The organism is Escherichia sp. 94.0001, assembly GCF_013369155.2.
In the GTDB taxonomy this organism is placed as follows: domain Bacteria; phylum Pseudomonadota; class Gammaproteobacteria; order Enterobacterales; family Enterobacteriaceae; genus Escherichia; species Escherichia coli_F.
Map to the genome: position 1 here is coordinate 65656 of NZ_JABWMS020000018.1, position 17281 is coordinate 82936.

The following is a 17281-nucleotide window of genomic DNA, read 5'->3' on the forward strand; positions in this document are numbered from 1 at the left end:
TAAGCATGATAACGCCTTTTAGGGGCAATTTAAAAGTTGGCACAGTTTTCGCTTTATCTTTTTTACGGCGACACGGCCAAAATAATTGCAGATTTCGTTACCACGACGACCATGACCAATCCAGGAGAGTTAAAGTATGTCCGCTGAACACGTACTGACGATGCTGAACGAGCACGAAGTGAAGTTTGTTGATTTGCGCTTCACCGATACCAAAGGTAAAGAACAGCACGTCACTATCCCTGCTCATCAGGTGAATGCTGAATTCTTCGAAGAAGGCAAAATGTTTGACGGCTCCTCGATTGGCGGCTGGAAAGGCATTAACGAATCCGACATGGTGCTGATGCCAGACGCATCCACCGCAGTGATTGACCCGTTCTTCGCCGATTCTACCCTGATTATCCGTTGCGACATCCTTGAACCTGGCACCCTGCAAGGCTATGACCGTGACCCGCGCTCCATCGCGAAGCGCGCTGAAGATTACCTGCGTTCTACTGGCATTGCCGACACCGTACTGTTCGGGCCAGAACCTGAATTCTTCCTGTTCGATGACATCCGTTTCGGATCTTCTATCTCCGGTTCCCACGTTGCTATCGACGATATCGAAGGCGCATGGAACTCCTCCACCCAATACGAAGGTGGTAACAAAGGTCACCGTCCGGCAGTGAAAGGCGGTTACTTCCCGGTTCCGCCGGTAGACTCTGCTCAGGATATCCGTTCTGAAATGTGTCTGGTGATGGAACAGATGGGCCTGGTAGTTGAAGCCCATCACCACGAAGTAGCGACTGCTGGTCAGAACGAAGTGGCTACCCGCTTCAATACCATGACCAAAAAAGCTGACGAAATTCAGATCTACAAATATGTTGTGCACAACGTAGCACACCGCTTCGGTAAAACCGCGACCTTTATGCCAAAACCGATGTTCGGTGATAACGGCTCCGGTATGCACTGCCACATGTCACTGTCTAAAAACGGCGTCAACCTGTTCGCAGGCGACAAATACGCAGGTCTGTCTGAGCAGGCGCTGTACTACATTGGCGGCGTAATCAAACACGCTAAAGCGATTAACGCCCTGGCAAACCCGACCACCAACTCTTATAAGCGTCTGGTCCCGGGCTACGAAGCACCGGTAATGCTGGCTTACTCTGCACGCAACCGTTCTGCGTCTATCCGTATTCCGGTGGTTTCTTCTCCGAAAGCACGTCGTATCGAAGTCCGTTTCCCGGATCCGGCGGCTAACCCGTACCTGTGCTTTGCTGCCCTGCTGATGGCCGGTCTTGATGGCATCAAGAACAAGATCCACCCAGGCGAAGCCATGGACAAAAACCTGTATGACCTGCCGCCAGAAGAAGCGAAAGAGATCCCACAGGTTGCAGGCTCTCTGGAAGAAGCACTGAACGAACTGGATCTGGACCGCGAGTTCCTGAAAGCCGGTGGCGTGTTCACTGACGAAGCCATTGATGCGTACATCGCTCTGCGTCGCGAAGAAAATGACCGCGTGCGTATGACTCCGCATCCGGTAGAGTTTGAGCTGTACTACAGCGTCTAATAGTTGAAGTTGTACTACCCGGCGAGAACAACGCCGGGATTTAGTTGCCGTGGAAACTTTCAGCCCATCTCTGCATGGGCTTTTTTCTCCGTCAATTCTCTGATGCTTCGCGCTTTTTATCCGTAAAAAGCTATAATGCACTAAAATGGTGCAACCTGTTCAGGAGACTGCTTTATGGCAACAGGCACGCAGCCCGATGCTGGGCAGATCCTCAACTCGCTGATTAACAGTATTTTGTTAATTGATGACAACCTGGCGATCCATTACGCCAACCCCGCCGCACAACAACTGCTCGCTCAAAGCTCCCGCAAATTGTTTGGTACACCGTTACCGGAACTGTTGAGCTACTTCTCATTAAATATCGAGCTGATGCAAGAAAGTCTTGAGGCGGGGCAAGGTTTTACCGATAACGAAGTGACGCTGGTGATCGACGGGCGCTCGCATATCCTTTCTGTGACGGCCCAGCGTATGCCGGACGGCATGATCCTGCTGGAGATGGCACCGATGGATAACCAGCGCCGCTTAAGTCAGGAACAGCTACAGCACGCCCAGCAGGTTGCTGCCCGCGATTTAGTGCGCGGCCTGGCGCATGAGATTAAAAATCCGCTTGGCGGTTTACGTGGTGCAGCGCAGTTGCTCAGCAAAGCATTACCTGACCCGTCACTGCTGGAATATACCAAAGTGATTATTGAACAGGCGGATCGGCTGCGAAATCTGGTCGACCGTCTGTTGGGGCCGCAACTGCCCGGTACGCGCGTTACCGAAAGTATTCACAAAGTGGCTGAACGTGTGGTGACGCTGGTGTCGATGGAACTGCCGGACAACGTGCGGTTGATTCGTGATTACGACCCCAGCCTGCCGGAACTGGCGCACGACCCGGATCAAATTGAACAGGTATTGCTGAATATTGTGCGCAATGCGCTACAGGCGCTGGGGCCGGAAGGTGGTGAAATCATTCTGCGTACCCGCACCGCGTTTCAACTGACCTTACACGGCGAGCGCTATCGGCTGGCGGCGCGGATTGATGTGGAAGATAACGGGCCAGGCATTCCGCCTCATTTGCAGGATACGCTGTTTTACCCGATGGTCAGCGGCCGCGAAGGTGGCACCGGGCTTGGCTTATCCATCGCCCGTAATTTGATTGATCAGCATTCAGGCAAAATTGAATTTACCAGTTGGCCAGGTCATACCGAGTTCTCGGTTTACCTGCCTATCAGGAAATAAAGGTGACGTTTATGCAACGAGGGATAGTCTGGGTAGTCGATGACGATAGTTCCATCCGTTGGGTGCTTGAACGTGCGCTCGCTGGAGCGGGTTTAACCTGTACGACATTTGAGAACGGCGCGGAAGTACTGGAGGCGCTGGCGAGCAAAACGCCGGATGTGCTGCTTTCAGATATCCGTATGCCGGGAATGGACGGGCTTGCGCTGCTCAAGCAGATTAAACAGCGCCATCCGATGCTTCCGGTCATCATTATGACCGCACATTCCGATCTGGATGCTGCCGTCAGCGCCTATCAACAAGGGGCGTTTGATTATCTGCCCAAACCGTTTGATATCGACGAAGCCGTGGCGCTGGTTGAGCGCGCCATCAGCCATTATCAGGAACAGCAGCAACCGCGTAATGTTCAGCTTAACGGCCCGACGACCGATATCATCGGCGAAGCGCCAGCCATGCAGGACGTGTTCCGGATTATCGGTCGGCTTTCACGTTCTTCTATTAGCGTGCTGATTAACGGCGAATCCGGCACCGGTAAAGAACTGGTCGCTCATGCCCTGCATCGCCACAGTCCTCGAGCCAAAGCGCCGTTTATCGCGCTGAATATGGCGGCTATCCCGAAGGATTTGATCGAATCAGAACTGTTCGGTCACGAGAAAGGCGCGTTTACCGGCGCGAATACTATTCGTCAGGGGCGTTTTGAACAGGCCGATGGCGGCACGTTATTCCTCGATGAAATTGGCGATATGCCGCTCGATGTACAGACGCGTTTGCTGCGCGTGCTGGCAGACGGTCAGTTTTATCGCGTTGGCGGCTATGCGCCGGTGAAAGTGGATGTGCGGATTATCGCTGCAACCCACCAGAATCTCGAACAGCGGGTACAGGAAGGCAAGTTCCGTGAGGATTTGTTCCACCGCCTGAACGTTATCCGCGTTCATCTGCCGCCGCTGCGTGAGCGTCGGGAAGATATTCCCCGTCTGGCACGCCATTTTTTACAGGTTGCCGCGCGCGAACTGGGCGTAGAAGCGAAGTTGCTGCATCCGGAAACCGAAGCCGCGCTGACGCGTCTGGCATGGCCGGGTAACGTGCGCCAGCTGGAAAACACCTGCCGTTGGTTAACGGTGATGGCCGCCGGGCAGGAAGTGTTGATTCAGGATTTGCCTGGCGAACTGTTTGAATCAACGGTTGCGGAGAGTACTTCGCAAATGCAACCGGACAGTTGGGCGACACTTTTAGCGCAATGGGCAGACAGAGCGCTACGTTCCGGTCATCAAAACCTGCTTTCCGAAGCGCAGCCTGAGCTTGAGCGGACATTACTGACAACCGCGTTGCGACATACGCAGGGGCATAAACAGGAAGCGGCGCGGCTGCTTGGCTGGGGTCGCAACACACTGACACGGAAGTTAAAAGAGCTGGGGATGGAGTGATTCACGGCTTGTGTGTAAAGATTGATTATTGAGCGCAAATTGCTGGTATTTTGCGCTTTACTGTTCCGATAAGTTCAGTATGATCTTGCCCGGAAAACGGGGAGAGTCATTATGCTGGAATCAATAATTAATCTGGTATCGAGTGGCGCAGTTGACAGCCACACACCGCAAACTGCCGTTGCTGCCGTGCTGTGTGCTGCGATGATTGGGCTGTTTAGCTGAAGCTCGTTGTTTATGCCGGATGCGGAGAAAGTCGTAGGCCTGATAAGACGCGACCAGCGTCGCATCAGGCATCATGCTCAGATGCCGGATGCAGCGTAAACGCCTTATCCGGCCTACAAAAGCAATAATTTCAACAGGTTTTCTTAACCAGCGCATCAAGCAATCTTGTTCTCAGCACATTGATGGCGCTTTCGTTTTCTACTTTGTAAACGAAGCGCCATTCACCATTTAAATCACCCGTGAGAACTGCTGCATCCGCGCTTTCTGGCGCAGATAGGTATCAAAGCACATGCAAATGTTGCGGATCAGCAGGCGACCTTTCGCCGTTACCTGAATCCCCTTCTCATCCACATCCACCAGCCCATCTTTTGCTAACGGGGCAAGCAGCTTGAGATCTTCTGCAAAGTAGTCAGCGAAGTGCAAATCCCACTGTTGCTCAATGGGGGCATAATCCAGACGGAAGTTGCAGATGAGCGACTTAATCACATCGCGACGAATACAGTCATCACGCGTTAGCGCAATACCACGCCACAGCGCATTGCCTTGTTCATCCACTTGCTGATAGTACTGCTTCAACTCTTTCTGATTCTGCGCGTAGCAGTCGCCAATCATGCTGATGGCTGAAACGCCCATCCCCAGCAGGTCGGTATCGCCCTGAGTGGTGTAGCCCTGGAAGTTACGATGCAGCACGCCTTCACGCTGGGCCACCGCCAGCTCGTCATCCGGACGGGCAAAGTGATCCATACCGATAAACTGATAGCCCGATTGTGTCAGGAAGGCGATGGTTTCCTGCAGGATATCCAGTTTTTGCTGCGGACTCGGCAGGTCAGCATCTTTGATTTTACGCTGAGCAGCAAAAATGGTCGGCAAATGCGCGTAGTTAAAGACACTCAGGCGATCGGGGTTAAGTTCCGCCACGCGTTTCAGGGTAAAGGCGAAACTCTCCGGCGTCTGTTTCGGCAGGCCGTAAATCAGGTCGATGTTGGTGGAAGTAAAGCCAATCTCACGCGCATGGTTAAGCAGTGCAAAGATGAACTCTTCATCCTGCTCGCGGTTAACCAGACGTTGCACTTCTTTGTTGAAGTCCTGCACGCCCATGCTCAGGCGATTAAAGCCTTCGGCGCGTAAATGATCGAGTACATCCAGTTCGATTTCCCGCGGATCGACTTCGATCGAAATCTCCGCATCGGCATTGAACTGGAAGTTTTCGCGCAGCAACTTCATCAGTCGGCTGATTTGCGCTTTGTTCAGATACGTCGGCGTACCACCGCCCCAGTGCAATTGGCTGACGTGACGCCCGGCGAACAGCGGTGCACGATGGACGATTTCTTGCTCCAGCGCGTCCAGATACTGATCGGCCTTGTGCTGCTGGCGAGTAACAATCTTATTGCAACCGCAGAAGTAACAAAGCTTATGGCAGAACGGGATATGTACGTAGAGAGATAATGGACGCTCAGGATAGCGCGCCACGGCTTGTAAAAACGCCTGTTCGCCGAAGTCTTCTGAAAACTCCAGCGCGGTCGGGTACGAGGTGTATCGTGGCCCGGAATAGTTATATTTCTGGATCAGGGCCAGATCCCAGTCGATTTGCTGTACAGACATGCTCACTCCTTCCGATGGCGTCTCTGGCGGCTACGGCGTACCGGCGAATGCCCGTTTCGGGTCATCAGCCGGTTGCGCAGCCACTTTTGTCGCCGCGACAACCGCTGTAGTTTAACGAATAACCACACCAGATAACATATAACCGGAAGGGTTATCAGCAGAACGGGAAGGCCCACGGCGGCAATCCGTTAGTTGCCCCGCAGCAGACGCATCATGTCTTCTTGCTTCTCGTCTTCTTCCTCTTCTTCGTCATCGTCATAAGAGAGGCCGAGTTTCTGCATCAACTCATCAATACGATCCAGTTTGGCATCCACCCAGGATTGCTCTTCGGCGCTCAGGGTTTCGCCTGCCTCCAGACGTTCCAGCAGCGCATCCAGACGCTCATCCGTTTCCAGTAACTCCAACTCCGCCTGCGGTGAAAGCATAGGTTTCTCACTCTTCGGTTTGTGCTGTTTGGTGACTTTTTCAGTCACGCCCAATGGAATAGGGGTTTTACTGCCAATACGTGGATCTTTCGGTGCGTTCTGGCCTTTGCTGCCTGACGTGGTGTTACCGCCCGCTGCGCGGCTGCCCGGCGCATGACCACGACGTTTTTTCTGACGCTTACGGTCACGAGCTTCCTGATCCAGCTCCTCGCGTGTTTTTCGACGCGCTTTTGCATGACCTTTGCTGCGTGAGTTTGAAGATGATGGTTTCATAATGGTTCGTCTTTTAGCCGTTTTATTCAGTATAGATTTGCGGCGGAATCTAACAGAAAGCAAGCAAAGAAAAAAGGCGACAGATTACTCTGTCGCCTTTTTTCCTGACTCATAACCCTTAACGGGTCTTACAATCCTTGCAGGCCGCCAACACACCCTGTTTTTCCATTAGCCGGAACAATCCGTGTTGATTCCATTTCCGTTTAATTACGTCTCCGGACGTTTGTCTTCCTGACAATCCTCTGTCTTCGCCTCCTGGCGCTCCTGACCCTCATCCTGAGTCATTGTTCCTGTTAGCGTCCTCGCTCTATGGGTGCTACTTTACGCCTTTGCTTTAAACAAACAATCAACCGCCATCAGTATTTGCACATTTTCAGAGTTTTATATAAAAGCAATTAACTGATTTATATAGCTTATTTGACATGCATCGCAGAATTTTCTCTGCTATTTCGCATAAAGACTATCGGCAATGTCTCACAAAGCGTATGGCTTTTACTTACAACGCTCACGCCGAAAAATCCGCCTTTTATTATGGTTCAGGTATAATCGCCGCAAAGCTTTGACTGACGGAGACGACCGCTTTGACTAATTTGAATTATCAACAGACGCATTTTGTGATGAGTGCGCCTGATATTCGCCACCTACCTTCCGATACCGGAATTGAAGTGGCTTTTGCAGGCCGTTCCAACGCAGGTAAATCCAGCGCGCTGAACACGCTGACTAACCAGAAAAGCCTGGCGCGGACCTCAAAAACCCCAGGGCGCACCCAGCTTATCAACCTGTTTGAAGTGGCTGACGGCAAGCGTCTGGTTGACCTGCCCGGCTATGGCTACGCGGAAGTCCCGGAAGAGATGAAGCGCAAATGGCAACGCGCGCTCGGCGAGTACCTCGAAAAACGTCAGAGCCTGCAAGGTCTGGTGGTGCTAATGGATATTCGCCATCCGCTGAAAGATTTGGATCAGCAGATGATTGAGTGGGCGGTAGACAGCAATATCGCCGTGCTGGTGCTGCTGACCAAAGCGGACAAACTGGCAAGCGGCGCACGTAAAGCGCAATTGAATATGGTGCGTGAAGCGGTGCTGGCGTTTAACGGTGATGTGCAGGTTGAAACGTTCTCTTCACTGAAGAAACAAGGCGTGGACAAGCTGCGGCAGAAACTGGATACCTGGTTTAGCGAGATGCAGCCTGTAAAAGAAACGCAGGACGGCGAATAATTTTCTTGCCTTAATGCTTGTGCCGGATGTGGCGTATCCGGCCCGTAAATTCAATAGATTACACTTCTACCGTTGGCCTGATAATCAGTGCGCATCAGGCATTACGGATCTTTTCTTTCGCCCAATAAAAAACGCCCCAGTCATTACTGACTGGGGCGGCTAAAATATTCAGCCAAATCCGATTACGTGAAGTAAAAGGTCTGAAAGATAGAACATCTTACCTCTGTACCCTACGCGACTAACTTTACTCTTTTTTGTTCAGTTCAGAAAGCATTTTTTGTAATTTTTTTTCAGTTGTTGCATAGGAATTTCTAATAGCCATCACAAAACGTGACAGCTTATGTTGCTTACTTACGAAAAAAGGGCATGTTCAGGCGAATCTTAGTGCGCCTGATCCCAGTTTTCGCCACTCCCCACTTCCACCAGCAACGGCACATCCAGACGGGTACAGTTTTCCATCAGTTGATGAATCTGTTTCGCGACGGCATCGACATCATCTTTATGAACTTCAAATACCAGTTCATCGTGTACCTGCATAATCATACGCACACGCGGTTGCTCAGCTTGTAACCACGCATCAACGGCAATCATCGCTCGTTTGATAATGTCGGCGGCGGTTCCCTGCATTGGCGCGTTAATGGCTGCACGTTCAGCCGCTGCACGACGAGCACCATTGCTGGATTTGATATCCGGCAGATACAGACGGCGTCCGTCCAGCGTTTCAACGTAGCCCTGTTCTTTCGCCTGCGCACGGGTGCGCTCCATATACTCCAGCACGCCTGGGTAGCGTTCGAAGTAAAGGTCCATGTACTTCTGCGCTTCTTTACGTGGAATGTTCAATTGTCGCGCCAGACCGAAAGCACTCATGCCATAAATCAGACCAAAGTTGATCGCTTTCGCGCTACGACGTTGCTCGCTGGTGACGGTTTCCAGTGGCAAACCAAACACTTCTGCCGCCGTAGCCCGGTGGATATCTTTTCCTTCCGCGAATGCGGTCAGCAAGCCTTTGTCACGCGAGAGATGCGCCATAATGCGCAGTTCAATCTGCGAGTAGTCCGCCGAGACAATCACATAATCCTCTGGCGCAATAAACGCCTGGCGGATACGACGACCTTCTTCGTTACGCACCGGAATGTTTTGCAGGTTAGGATCGGTTGACGATAAACGTCCCGTTGCGGTTACTGCCTGGTGATAAGAGGTATGTACACGCCCGGTTTTCGGGTTGATCATCAGCGGCAGCTTGTCGGTGTAGGTCGATTTCAGCTTCGCCAGACCACGATACTCCAGAATCACTTTTGGCAACGGATAGTCCAGCGCCAGTTCTTCCAGTACCTCTTCCGACGTTGACGGCGCACCACCCGGCGTTTTCTTCAGCGGTTTAATGCCCTGTTTTTCAAACAGAATGGTTTGTAACTGCTTGGTGGAAGAAAGGTTAAATTCTTCACCTGCAATTTCATGCGCTTTCTTTTCCAGCTCAGCCAGACGTAGAGTGAGCTCTTCAGAATGATTATGAAGCACTTTCGGATCGATCTTCACACCGTTACGTTCAATGCGTGAAAGCACCGGCACCAAAGGCATTTCGATATTCTCGAAGACGTTCAACGGCCCTTTGTGTTTTTGCAGATCCGGCCACATTTTCAGATGCAACTGCAAGGTGACATCTGCATCTTCGGCGGCGTAACGTCCGGCCTCTTCGAGGGCAATCTGGTTAAAGGTCAGTTGATTTTTGCCTTTACCAGCAATCTCTTCAAAAGTGATGGTTTTGTGCTTCAACCAACGTTCCGCGAGGCTGTCCATATCGTGACGTCCGGCAACGCTATTGAGAATGTAGGACTCCAGCATGGTATCAAACGCAATCCCACGTAATTCAATGCCGTAGTTCGCCAGAATACCGCGATCGTATTTCAGGTTTTGCCCGACCTTCAGCGCCTTTTCATCTTCCAGCAGCGGTTTTAGCAACTCGAGTGCACGCTCGCGAGAGATTTGATCGGGCGCATCAAGATAATCATGAGCAACCGGAATATATGCCGCTACGCCTGGCTCGATAGCAAAAGAAAGCCCGACCAGGTTAGCAGAGATGTTATCGAGGCTGTCGGTTTCGGTATCAAATGCAAATACCGGCGCTTTTTCCAGCTTCGCAATCCACGCTTTCAGTGTTTCTTCATCAAGGATGGTGACGTAGTTGTCATAAGAAATCACCGTTGCCGTCACTTCTGGCGCTTCGTCTGCAACACTGGTTTCCTGCGGCTTCGCGGCTGGTTTTGCCCCTTTGGCCTGTAACCATTTGCCCGCTTCGACATCAGCAGTCCAGCGTTTGAACTCATACTTTTTGAACAGCCCCAACAACTCCTCCGCCGCCGGTTGCTGCACTTCCAGTTGTTCACAGGTCAGCTCCAGTTCAACGTCGGTTTTAATCGTCGCCAGCTGGTAAGAGAGATAAGCCACTTCTTTGTTTTGCTCGAGCTTCGCCGCCATTGTTTTCGCGCCACGGAAGCTCAACCCAGCAATTTTTTCTGGCTCGGCATACAGCGTATCCAGTCCGCCAAGACCTTGTAGCAATGCTTGCGCGGTTTTTTCACCGACGCCCGGTACGCCAGGGATGTTATCAGAGGAGTCACCCATCAGCGCCAGGAAGTCGATGATCAGTTCTGGCGGCACGCCGTACTTATTCACCACCTCTTCCGGGCCGAGGATGGTATTCGTCATGGTATTGATAAGCGTAATATTTGGCGTCACCAGCTGCGCCATATCTTTATCGCCTGTGCTTATCAGCACCGGACGCCCGGCTTTTTCGGCTTCGCGCGCCAGAGTACCGATAACGTCGTCCGCTTCTACGCCAGAAACCGCCAGCAGCGGCAGTCCCATCGCTTTAACCATCGCGTGCAAGGGTTCGATTTGTGCACGCAGATCGTCCGGCATTGGCGGGCGATGTGATTTGTAATGTTCAAACAGTTCATCACGAAAGGTTTTTCCCTTGGCGTCAAAGACCACCGCTGCATGCGTCGGTTTATATTGCATGATTAGACTGCGCAGCATGTTGAGGACACCATACATCGCACCGGTCGGCTCGCCTGCGCTGTTAGTCAGCGGGGGAAACGCGTGATATGCGCGATAAAGATAAGATGAACCATCTACAAGGATAAGTGGATTTTGGGGGATCTGAACCATAATGTCCGTGCCTGTTTATCAGATTATGGGTAAAGGATGCCACAGACAGGATGAAAACATGAGTTTTTCACCGCTTTTCGTGAAAATCTTTTGTAGATCTTCTGGATCGCTCGCAAATCGTCATGTGGATAACTTTGTGCATAAATTATTTACATCGCTTTTAATTTATTATCATGCTTTTTACAGCATGATGTTTGTCTTTGCTTTTCATACAGTTAAATATAAAGCCATCCCTAATAATTGTGATAATGGGATTTTTTCTAATGTGGATAGATATGAATTATTTTTCTCCTTAAGGATCATCCGTTATTTGGGGCGTTTTCTGCTAAAATCGGCGCCTTGCGCTTCTTTAGCGCACTGTCTATGGCTAACCTTTTGAATAAATTCATTATGACGAGAATACTCGCTGCGATAACCCTTTTGCTGAGTATCGTATTGACCATTTTGGTCACTATTTTTTGCTCCGTCCCGATCATCATTGCCGGGATTGTAAAACTATTGCTACCTGTGCCAGTCATTTGGCGAAAGGTTTCGCGTTTTTGTGATTTTATGATGTATTGCTGGTGTGAAAGTCTGGCGGTATTACTGCATCTGAACCCACACCTGCAATGGGAAGTTCACGGGCTGGAAGGGTTAAGTAAGAAGAACTGGTATCTGCTTATTTGTAACCACCGTAGTTGGGCAGATATTGTCGTACTGTGCGTGCTGTTTCGTAAGCACATTCCGATGAATAAATATTTCCTCAAGCAGCAGCTTGCCTGGGTGCCATTTCTTGGCCTGGCATGCTGGGCGCTGGATATGCCGTTTATGAAGCGTTATTCCCGCGCTTATTTATTACGTCATCCGGAGAGACGTGGTAAAGATGTTGAAACTACTCGGCGTTCTTGTGAAAAGTTTCGCCTGCATCCCACCACCATTGTTAATTTCGTTGAAGGCTCCCGTTTCACGCAAGAAAAACATCAGCAAACGCACTCCACTTTTCAAAACTTGTTGCCACCAAAGGCGGCAGGCATTGCGATGGCGCTAAATGTACTGGGTAAACAATTCGATAAACTGCTTAATGTTACGCTGTGTTATCCGGACAATAACCGTCAGCCGTTCTTCGATATGTTAAGCGGTAAACTGACGCGAATTGTCGTACATGTGGATTTGCAGCCTATTTCCGATGAGTTACATGGCGACTACATCAATGACAAAAGCTTTAAGCGCCATTTTCAGCAATGGCTGAACTCACTGTGGCAGGAAAAAGACCGGCTTCTGACGTCGTTGATGTCATCACAGCGACAGGACAAGTAAATTTTGCTCGCCTCTGAATGAGCAGAGGCGAGTGAGTATTTTAATGAACAAAACGTCCGGCACGAGACATAAATTCTTCTTCGCTCATCTCCTGTCCGTTAAAAACAACTTTACCCGGTGTATAACGCAGTTGCAGCGAGGCGGTATTGTTGTCAATCGTGATTAACTGAAACATCTGACCTAATGTCATCATCCCGCTGATTTGTTTATCAGCCTGCTTTTGCGCTTTTTCCGCATCCATGCCTTCAGATAAATTAAGCTGTTTTGCGGTTTCTGTGACAACATTAAGCGGTAACTTCACGTCAAAATTGAGCGATTTAATATCTTTGTTTGTGGATGATGAAGATTTGGCTGGGTCGGCAATACTGATATCCAGATTGGCATTTAGTTCGCCGAGTGCGTTCTTCCATCTTACCGGTTGTTTAATGGTCGGCTCACTTTTTTGTAATAACGGTAAATACTCTTTGAACAATGCAGCATTCACTTCTTGCAGAGCAACTTCATCGTTTGCTAACTCAGGGTGTGCAGCAAGCTGCTTCTGCATCGCAATGTTATACTGAATGATAAATTGGCGCACCGCTGAGGGATCAATAGATTCCGCAATCAAGGACCACTCACCACTACCGAGTTGCTGATTCCCTTTTGTTAACTTATCAAGTTCGTAGGTCAGATTGACATTGATATAATCTTTGTCTTTAACGCGATCCAGCCTGGTTTTTGCAACGAAAGCATCGATTTGGGCAACGTCTTCTCCCTGATTGATAATGTTAATCTTGTTAAATTTCGACTCGCTTTCGCCAACCGGAAATTTCTTTTCTTCTAATCGCGTCAGAGAATCAATGGTAAAACTTTTCGCTGTTACTTTGTTCAATGGCGATAATTCCAGAACAAGATCTTCGACTTTGCCTTCAATATCCAGATTAGACAATGAACTACCATCACCATTAAAAGTAAACTGGCCTTCACCAAAAGAAAAATTTCCATATTTTGCAGGGGCAACATCTAATGTCGTGGAGAATGAGCCACCAAACGCGAATCGCAATGTCGCTTCCACGGGCGATTTATTTTTTGCGGCGATAAATAGCGGTTGTGTCAGTTCATTATTCACTAAGTTCACTTTTGCCGCTGCCAGTACGGGGATGACATTACCACGCATTAACATTGTGATGGGCAACGGACCGTGCTCAACATCCACATCAAATGCAACTTTCTGGCCTGGCTTGATATTGAGATCGGGTGCACCGTTATCAAATGTCATTTGCATTTGAAAATGAGAATTAAAAAAGCCTTTGTCAAAGTTTTTATAACTTAACGTCATATCGTAGGCATGTTCACCTTTCTTTTTAGCATCGTTAAAATCTTTAATAAACTTTTCGACACCAGGCTGAATTTGCGTACCTGTGTACCATGTGCCACCACCCCAGATTACGGCTAACGCAACAATAACACCTATAGCTGACTTACGTATCATATAAATATTCCCTGATAAAACAGCAAAACTTTGAATATCCACTTATGCTGAAATAATGTCCAGCGGCAGGACGCATTATCAGAATGTATTTATATTTATTAAATAATAAAAAAAGCCCGTGAATATTCACGGGCTTTATGTAATTTACATTGAATTATTTTTTCTCGGACAGATATTTCACAGTATCAGCATACTGCTGAACAAAAACATCCATATTGCTGGTATCCATACCCTGCGGATTCAGCTGATATTTACCGTTAACAAACATCGCCGGAACGCCACGCAATTGCACGTCAGCTGCAGCTTTTTCCTGCTGAGCGACCAGGGATTTCACCACGAAGCTGTTCCACGCCGCGTCGTACTCTTCACCTTTAATACCTGCGTTGATAAATACATCGCGGATATCAGATGCTGAACGAATGGTCTGGGTTTTCTGTACGCCTTCAAACAGCGGAACAGTGACTTTGTCTTCCACGCCCAGTGCCATCGCCACTGCCCATGCCTGAGTCAGATCTTTGCCCAGGTCACCCCCCATGAAGTTGACGTGGTATTTAGTCATCTTCACGCCTTCCGGCAGTTTTTTCTTCACGTTATCAGAAATATGCAGAACTTCTTCAAACTGATAGCAGTGCGGGCAGAAGAAAGAGAAAAACTCCAGCACTTGCGGCGCGCCAGCTACCGGTTTTTCCAGGGTAGTGTACTGTTTACCATCTTCATACTGCGCCGCCGATGCGCTAAACGCTAAAACTAAACCAGCCAGCGCCAGCCAAATCTTTTTCATGATCTACTCTCTCCGATTAATACATAGGTGTTAATTGTAAAGGGGGTTCTTGTAGAACTTTTACCTGTTCTATAAAAGTCGCCGTCTGTCGCAGCCAGTAATCTTCCCCGGTTAACCACGGAAAATTTTTCGGGAACGCGGGATCAGCCCAACGCCGCATTAGCCAGGCAAGATAATAAACCAAACGCATGGCGCGTAAAGGTTCAATCAGTCCGATTTCAGCGGTATCGAACTCGCTAAATTCTTCATAAGCTTCAATAATAGTTTCCAGTTGCATCCGCTGCTCGGATTTATCGCCATTGAGCAACATCCACAAATCCTGAATAGCCGGACCATTACGTGCATCATCCAGATCAACGAACATTGGACCATCACGCCAGAGAATATTCCCGGCGTGGCAGTCTCCATGTAGCCGCAGAACGGTGAAATCTTCCCGCCAATGTGCTGTAACGGCGGCGATCAGCTCATCTGTCGCTTTCAGGAATGCCGCTTTCAACCCGGAAGGTATCAGTGTAGCGTCCTCAAACAGCTTGCGTGGCTCAATGAGATATTCATTCAGACCGATGGTCGGGCGATGGATAAAAAGCTGTTTGCGCCCCGTCTGGTGCATACGCCCTAAATAACGCCCAACAGCTTCCATCTGATCGATATTATCAGCTTCGAACTGGCGACCACCGACGCTTGGAAAAACAGCGAAATAAAATCCCTGATGATTCAATAAAGTCTGACCGTTAAAGGCCACAGGTGCTGCGACCGGAACTTCATCGTTAACCAGCTGCAACGCAAATTGATGTTCTTCGAGGATTTGATCGGCTGTCCAACGTTCAGGGCGATAAAATTTGACGACAAAACGTCGACGATCTTCGTCCTGAAATTGATAGACACGGTTTTCATAGCTGTTAAGCGGGGTAAGACCGGAATCCACCCGGATCCCATGCTCAAACAGAGCGTCCATGATGGTATCCGGGTGTAGTGTCTGGAAAGTAAAAGCGCTGTTGTTCATCCCATCATCCGGAAAACATTACGAATGATGAAGGATATCATTTCACGATGATTTTGGTGGCACCGCTTACAAGCTTTTACTCTTTAATTACGCCGCGAGCGCGTAACAGCGCCGTTTTGAAATCTTCTTCATAATCTTTCTGCAAACCCGGGATCACCGCATCTTTCGCGGAATCACGCATTTTCAGGTGATAGATCAGAATGTCATCCGTCAAATCCGCCAGTTCGCCGTCAAAACCTGACTCTTTCGCCAGTTTCTGCAAAAATTGCAGCAGGTTAAGGTCTGGCTCTTTTTGCCAGGCTGGCTGGAGGAGTTCAATAACTTCATTCAGACGTTTACATTTCATAGTAATGCTCCTTACTCTTGAGACAGACACGTTAGCAGGGTCAATCCCACAATAAAAGAGGCGATATCGGTGAATCTGATGACGACGATAACAGGCGTTGTGCTGGCGGGCGGTAAAGCCAGACGAATGGGCGGCGTAGATAAAGGATTGCTTGAATTAAACGGCAAACCATTATGGCAACATGTCGCTGACGCGCTTATGACGCAGCTCTCTCACGTCGTGGTTAATGCTAATCGTCATCAGGAAATCTATCAGGCAAGCGGTCTGAAAGTGATTGAAGATACACTGGCGGATTACCCAGGCCCTCTGGCAGGAATGCTTTCAGTAATGCAGCAGGAAGCGGGGGAGTGGTTTTTGTTTTGCCCATGCGATACGCCTTACATTCCCCCTGATTTAGCTGCCCGGCTTAATCATCAGCGCAAAGATGCGCCTGTCGTGTGGGTCCACGACGGTGAACGCGATCACCCGACTATTGCTCTGGTAAACCGCGCAATTGAGCCTTTATTACTGGAATATCTGCAAGCAGGAGAACGCCGGGTAATGGCATTTATGCGTCTGGCTGGCGGTCACGCGGTCGATTTCAGCGATCATAAAGATGCATTTGTAAACGTGAATACGCCAGAGGAGCTTGCCCGATGGCAGGAAAAACGATGATACCGTTACTCGCCTTTGCCGCGTGGAGCGGCACTGGAAAAACTACGCTGCTGAAAAAACTGATCCCGGCATTATGCGCCAGAGGGATCCGTCCAGGGCTGATTAAGCATACGCACCATGATATGGATGTTGATAAACCGGGCAAAGATAGCTATGAGCTGCGCAAGGCTGGCGCGGCACAAACCATCGTTGCCAGCCAGCAGCGATGGGCCTTGATGACGGAAACACCAGACGAAGAAGAGCTGGATCTACATTTTCTCGCAAGTCGAATGGATACCTCAAAGCTGGATTTGATTCTGGTCGAAGGGTTTAAGCATGAAGAGATCGCAAAGATTGTGCTGTTTCGCGATGGAGCCGGACATCGACCGGAAGAATTAGTGATAGACAGACATGTTATTGCTGTAGCCAGTGATGTGCCGCTTAATCTTGATGTCGCGTTACTGGATATTAATGATGTTGAGGGGCTGGCTGATTTTGTGGTGGAGTGGATGCAAAAGTAGGCTGGATAAGATGCGCCAGCGTCGCATCCGGCATGATTTTCTGCACCAATGCAAAAAGGCCATCCGTCAGGATGGCCTTTCGCTTAATTTGATGCCTGGCAGTTCCCTACTCTCGCATGGGGAGACCCCACACTA

16 protein-coding genes and 1 pseudogene are annotated in these 17281 nt (G+C 49.6%); 8 read left to right on the forward strand and 9 right to left on the reverse strand.

What is annotated here, in order from left to right:
* Positions 1–136: 136 nt before the first annotated feature.
* The 4 genes from glnA to HEN33_RS11455 all read left to right on the forward strand — a co-directional run bounded on the left by glnA (position 137) and on the right by HEN33_RS11455 (position 4413).
* Entirely contained in the window at positions 137–1546 is a 1410-nt protein-coding gene (glnA, locus tag HEN33_RS11440; protein ID WP_001271718.1) for a glutamate--ammonia ligase, read from the forward strand.
* A 174-nt stretch (positions 1547–1720) separates the two neighbouring features.
* Positions 1721–2770 (forward strand): nitrogen regulation protein NR(II), encoded by a 1050-nt coding sequence (gene glnL / locus HEN33_RS11445; RefSeq protein WP_000190577.1) that lies wholly within the window; start codon positions 1721–1723, stop codon positions 2768–2770.
* Between the two features lie 11 nt (positions 2771–2781).
* A complete protein-coding gene (glnG, locus tag HEN33_RS11450) occupies positions 2782–4191 on the forward strand; it encodes a nitrogen regulation protein NR(I) (protein ID WP_001188777.1) in 1410 nt (469 codons plus the stop codon).
* A 111-nt stretch (positions 4192–4302) separates the two neighbouring features.
* The gene (locus HEN33_RS11455; RefSeq protein WP_000893994.1) at positions 4303–4413 is read left to right on the forward strand and encodes a YshB family small membrane protein; all 111 of its coding nucleotides are present in this window, start codon (positions 4303–4305) and stop codon (positions 4411–4413) included.
* A 228-nt stretch (positions 4414–4641) separates the two neighbouring features.
* Here HEN33_RS11455 and hemN read toward each other — a convergent pair whose 3' ends face one another.
* The 3 genes and pseudogenes from hemN to HEN33_RS26335 all read right to left on the reverse strand — a co-directional run bounded on the left by hemN (position 4642) and on the right by HEN33_RS26335 (position 6998).
* The gene (gene hemN, locus HEN33_RS11460) at positions 4642–6015 is read right to left on the reverse strand and encodes an oxygen-independent coproporphyrinogen III oxidase (RefSeq protein WP_000116093.1); all 1374 of its coding nucleotides are present in this window, start codon (positions 6013–6015) and stop codon (positions 4642–4644) included.
* A 188-nt stretch (positions 6016–6203) separates the two neighbouring features.
* The gene (gene yihI, locus HEN33_RS11465; protein WP_001295266.1) at positions 6204–6713 is read right to left on the reverse strand and encodes a Der GTPase-activating protein YihI; all 510 of its coding nucleotides are present in this window, start codon (positions 6711–6713) and stop codon (positions 6204–6206) included.
* Positions 6714–6831: 118 nt separating this feature from the next.
* Positions 6832–6998: pseudogene (locus HEN33_RS26335) on the reverse strand (hypothetical protein).
* Positions 6999–7294: 296 nt separating this feature from the next.
* Between HEN33_RS26335 and yihA the strand changes: the two are divergent.
* Positions 7295–7927, forward strand: a complete 633-nt coding sequence (gene yihA / locus HEN33_RS11470; protein WP_032304183.1) for a ribosome biogenesis GTP-binding protein YihA/YsxC — start codon at positions 7295–7297, stop codon at positions 7925–7927.
* Between the two features lie 168 nt (positions 7928–8095).
* On the opposite strand, the gene HEN33_RS27095 is transcribed toward yihA, so the two are convergent.
* Together HEN33_RS27095 and polA are read right to left on the reverse strand one after the other, a co-directional pair.
* Entirely contained in the window at positions 8096–8143 is a 48-nt protein-coding gene (locus HEN33_RS27095; protein ID WP_071892919.1) for a spot 42 RNA, inhibition of DNA synthesis, read from the reverse strand.
* 165 nt (positions 8144–8308) lie between these two features.
* On the reverse strand, positions 8309–11095 hold the full coding sequence (polA, locus tag HEN33_RS11475; protein ID WP_000250006.1) for a DNA polymerase I: 2787 nt from the start codon (positions 11093–11095) through the stop codon (positions 8309–8311).
* A gap of 363 nt (positions 11096–11458) precedes the next feature.
* On the opposite strand from polA, the gene HEN33_RS11480 reads away from it, so the two are divergent.
* On the forward strand, positions 11459–12391 hold the full coding sequence (locus HEN33_RS11480; RefSeq protein WP_001562383.1) for an acyltransferase: 933 nt from the start codon (positions 11459–11461) through the stop codon (positions 12389–12391).
* Positions 12392–12431: 40 nt separating this feature from the next.
* Here HEN33_RS11480 and HEN33_RS11485 read toward each other — a convergent pair whose 3' ends face one another.
* The 4 genes from HEN33_RS11485 to HEN33_RS11500 form a co-directional block, all read right to left on the reverse strand.
* Complete coding sequence (locus tag HEN33_RS11485; RefSeq protein WP_176262990.1) at positions 12432–13862, reverse strand: DUF945 family protein; 1431 nt, start codon at positions 13860–13862, stop codon at positions 12432–12434.
* A gap of 154 nt (positions 13863–14016) precedes the next feature.
* Positions 14017–14643 carry a thiol:disulfide interchange protein DsbA gene (gene dsbA, locus HEN33_RS11490; protein ID WP_000725337.1) on the reverse strand — a complete coding sequence of 209 codons (627 nt, stop codon included), beginning with the start codon at positions 14641–14643 and terminating at the stop codon, positions 14017–14019.
* 16 nt (positions 14644–14659) lie between these two features.
* Positions 14660–15646 (reverse strand): stress response kinase SrkA, encoded by a 987-nt coding sequence (gene srkA / locus HEN33_RS11495; RefSeq protein WP_176262924.1) that lies wholly within the window; start codon positions 15644–15646, stop codon positions 14660–14662.
* 76 nt (positions 15647–15722) lie between these two features.
* On the reverse strand, positions 15723–15992 hold the full coding sequence (locus tag HEN33_RS11500) for a YihD family protein (RefSeq protein WP_001295263.1): 270 nt from the start codon (positions 15990–15992) through the stop codon (positions 15723–15725).
* A 69-nt stretch (positions 15993–16061) separates the two neighbouring features.
* Here HEN33_RS11500 and mobA point away from each other — a divergent pair, with 69 nt between their 5' ends.
* The gene (mobA, locus tag HEN33_RS11505) at positions 16062–16646 is read left to right on the forward strand and encodes a molybdenum cofactor guanylyltransferase MobA (RefSeq protein WP_032185590.1); all 585 of its coding nucleotides are present in this window, start codon (positions 16062–16064) and stop codon (positions 16644–16646) included.
* Positions 16628–17146 (forward strand): molybdopterin-guanine dinucleotide biosynthesis protein MobB, encoded by a 519-nt coding sequence (gene mobB, locus HEN33_RS11510; protein ID WP_001620772.1) that lies wholly within the window; start codon positions 16628–16630, stop codon positions 17144–17146. Before mobA ends, mobB begins: the two co-directional genes overlap by 19 nt.
* Positions 17147–17281 lie beyond the last annotated feature (135 nt).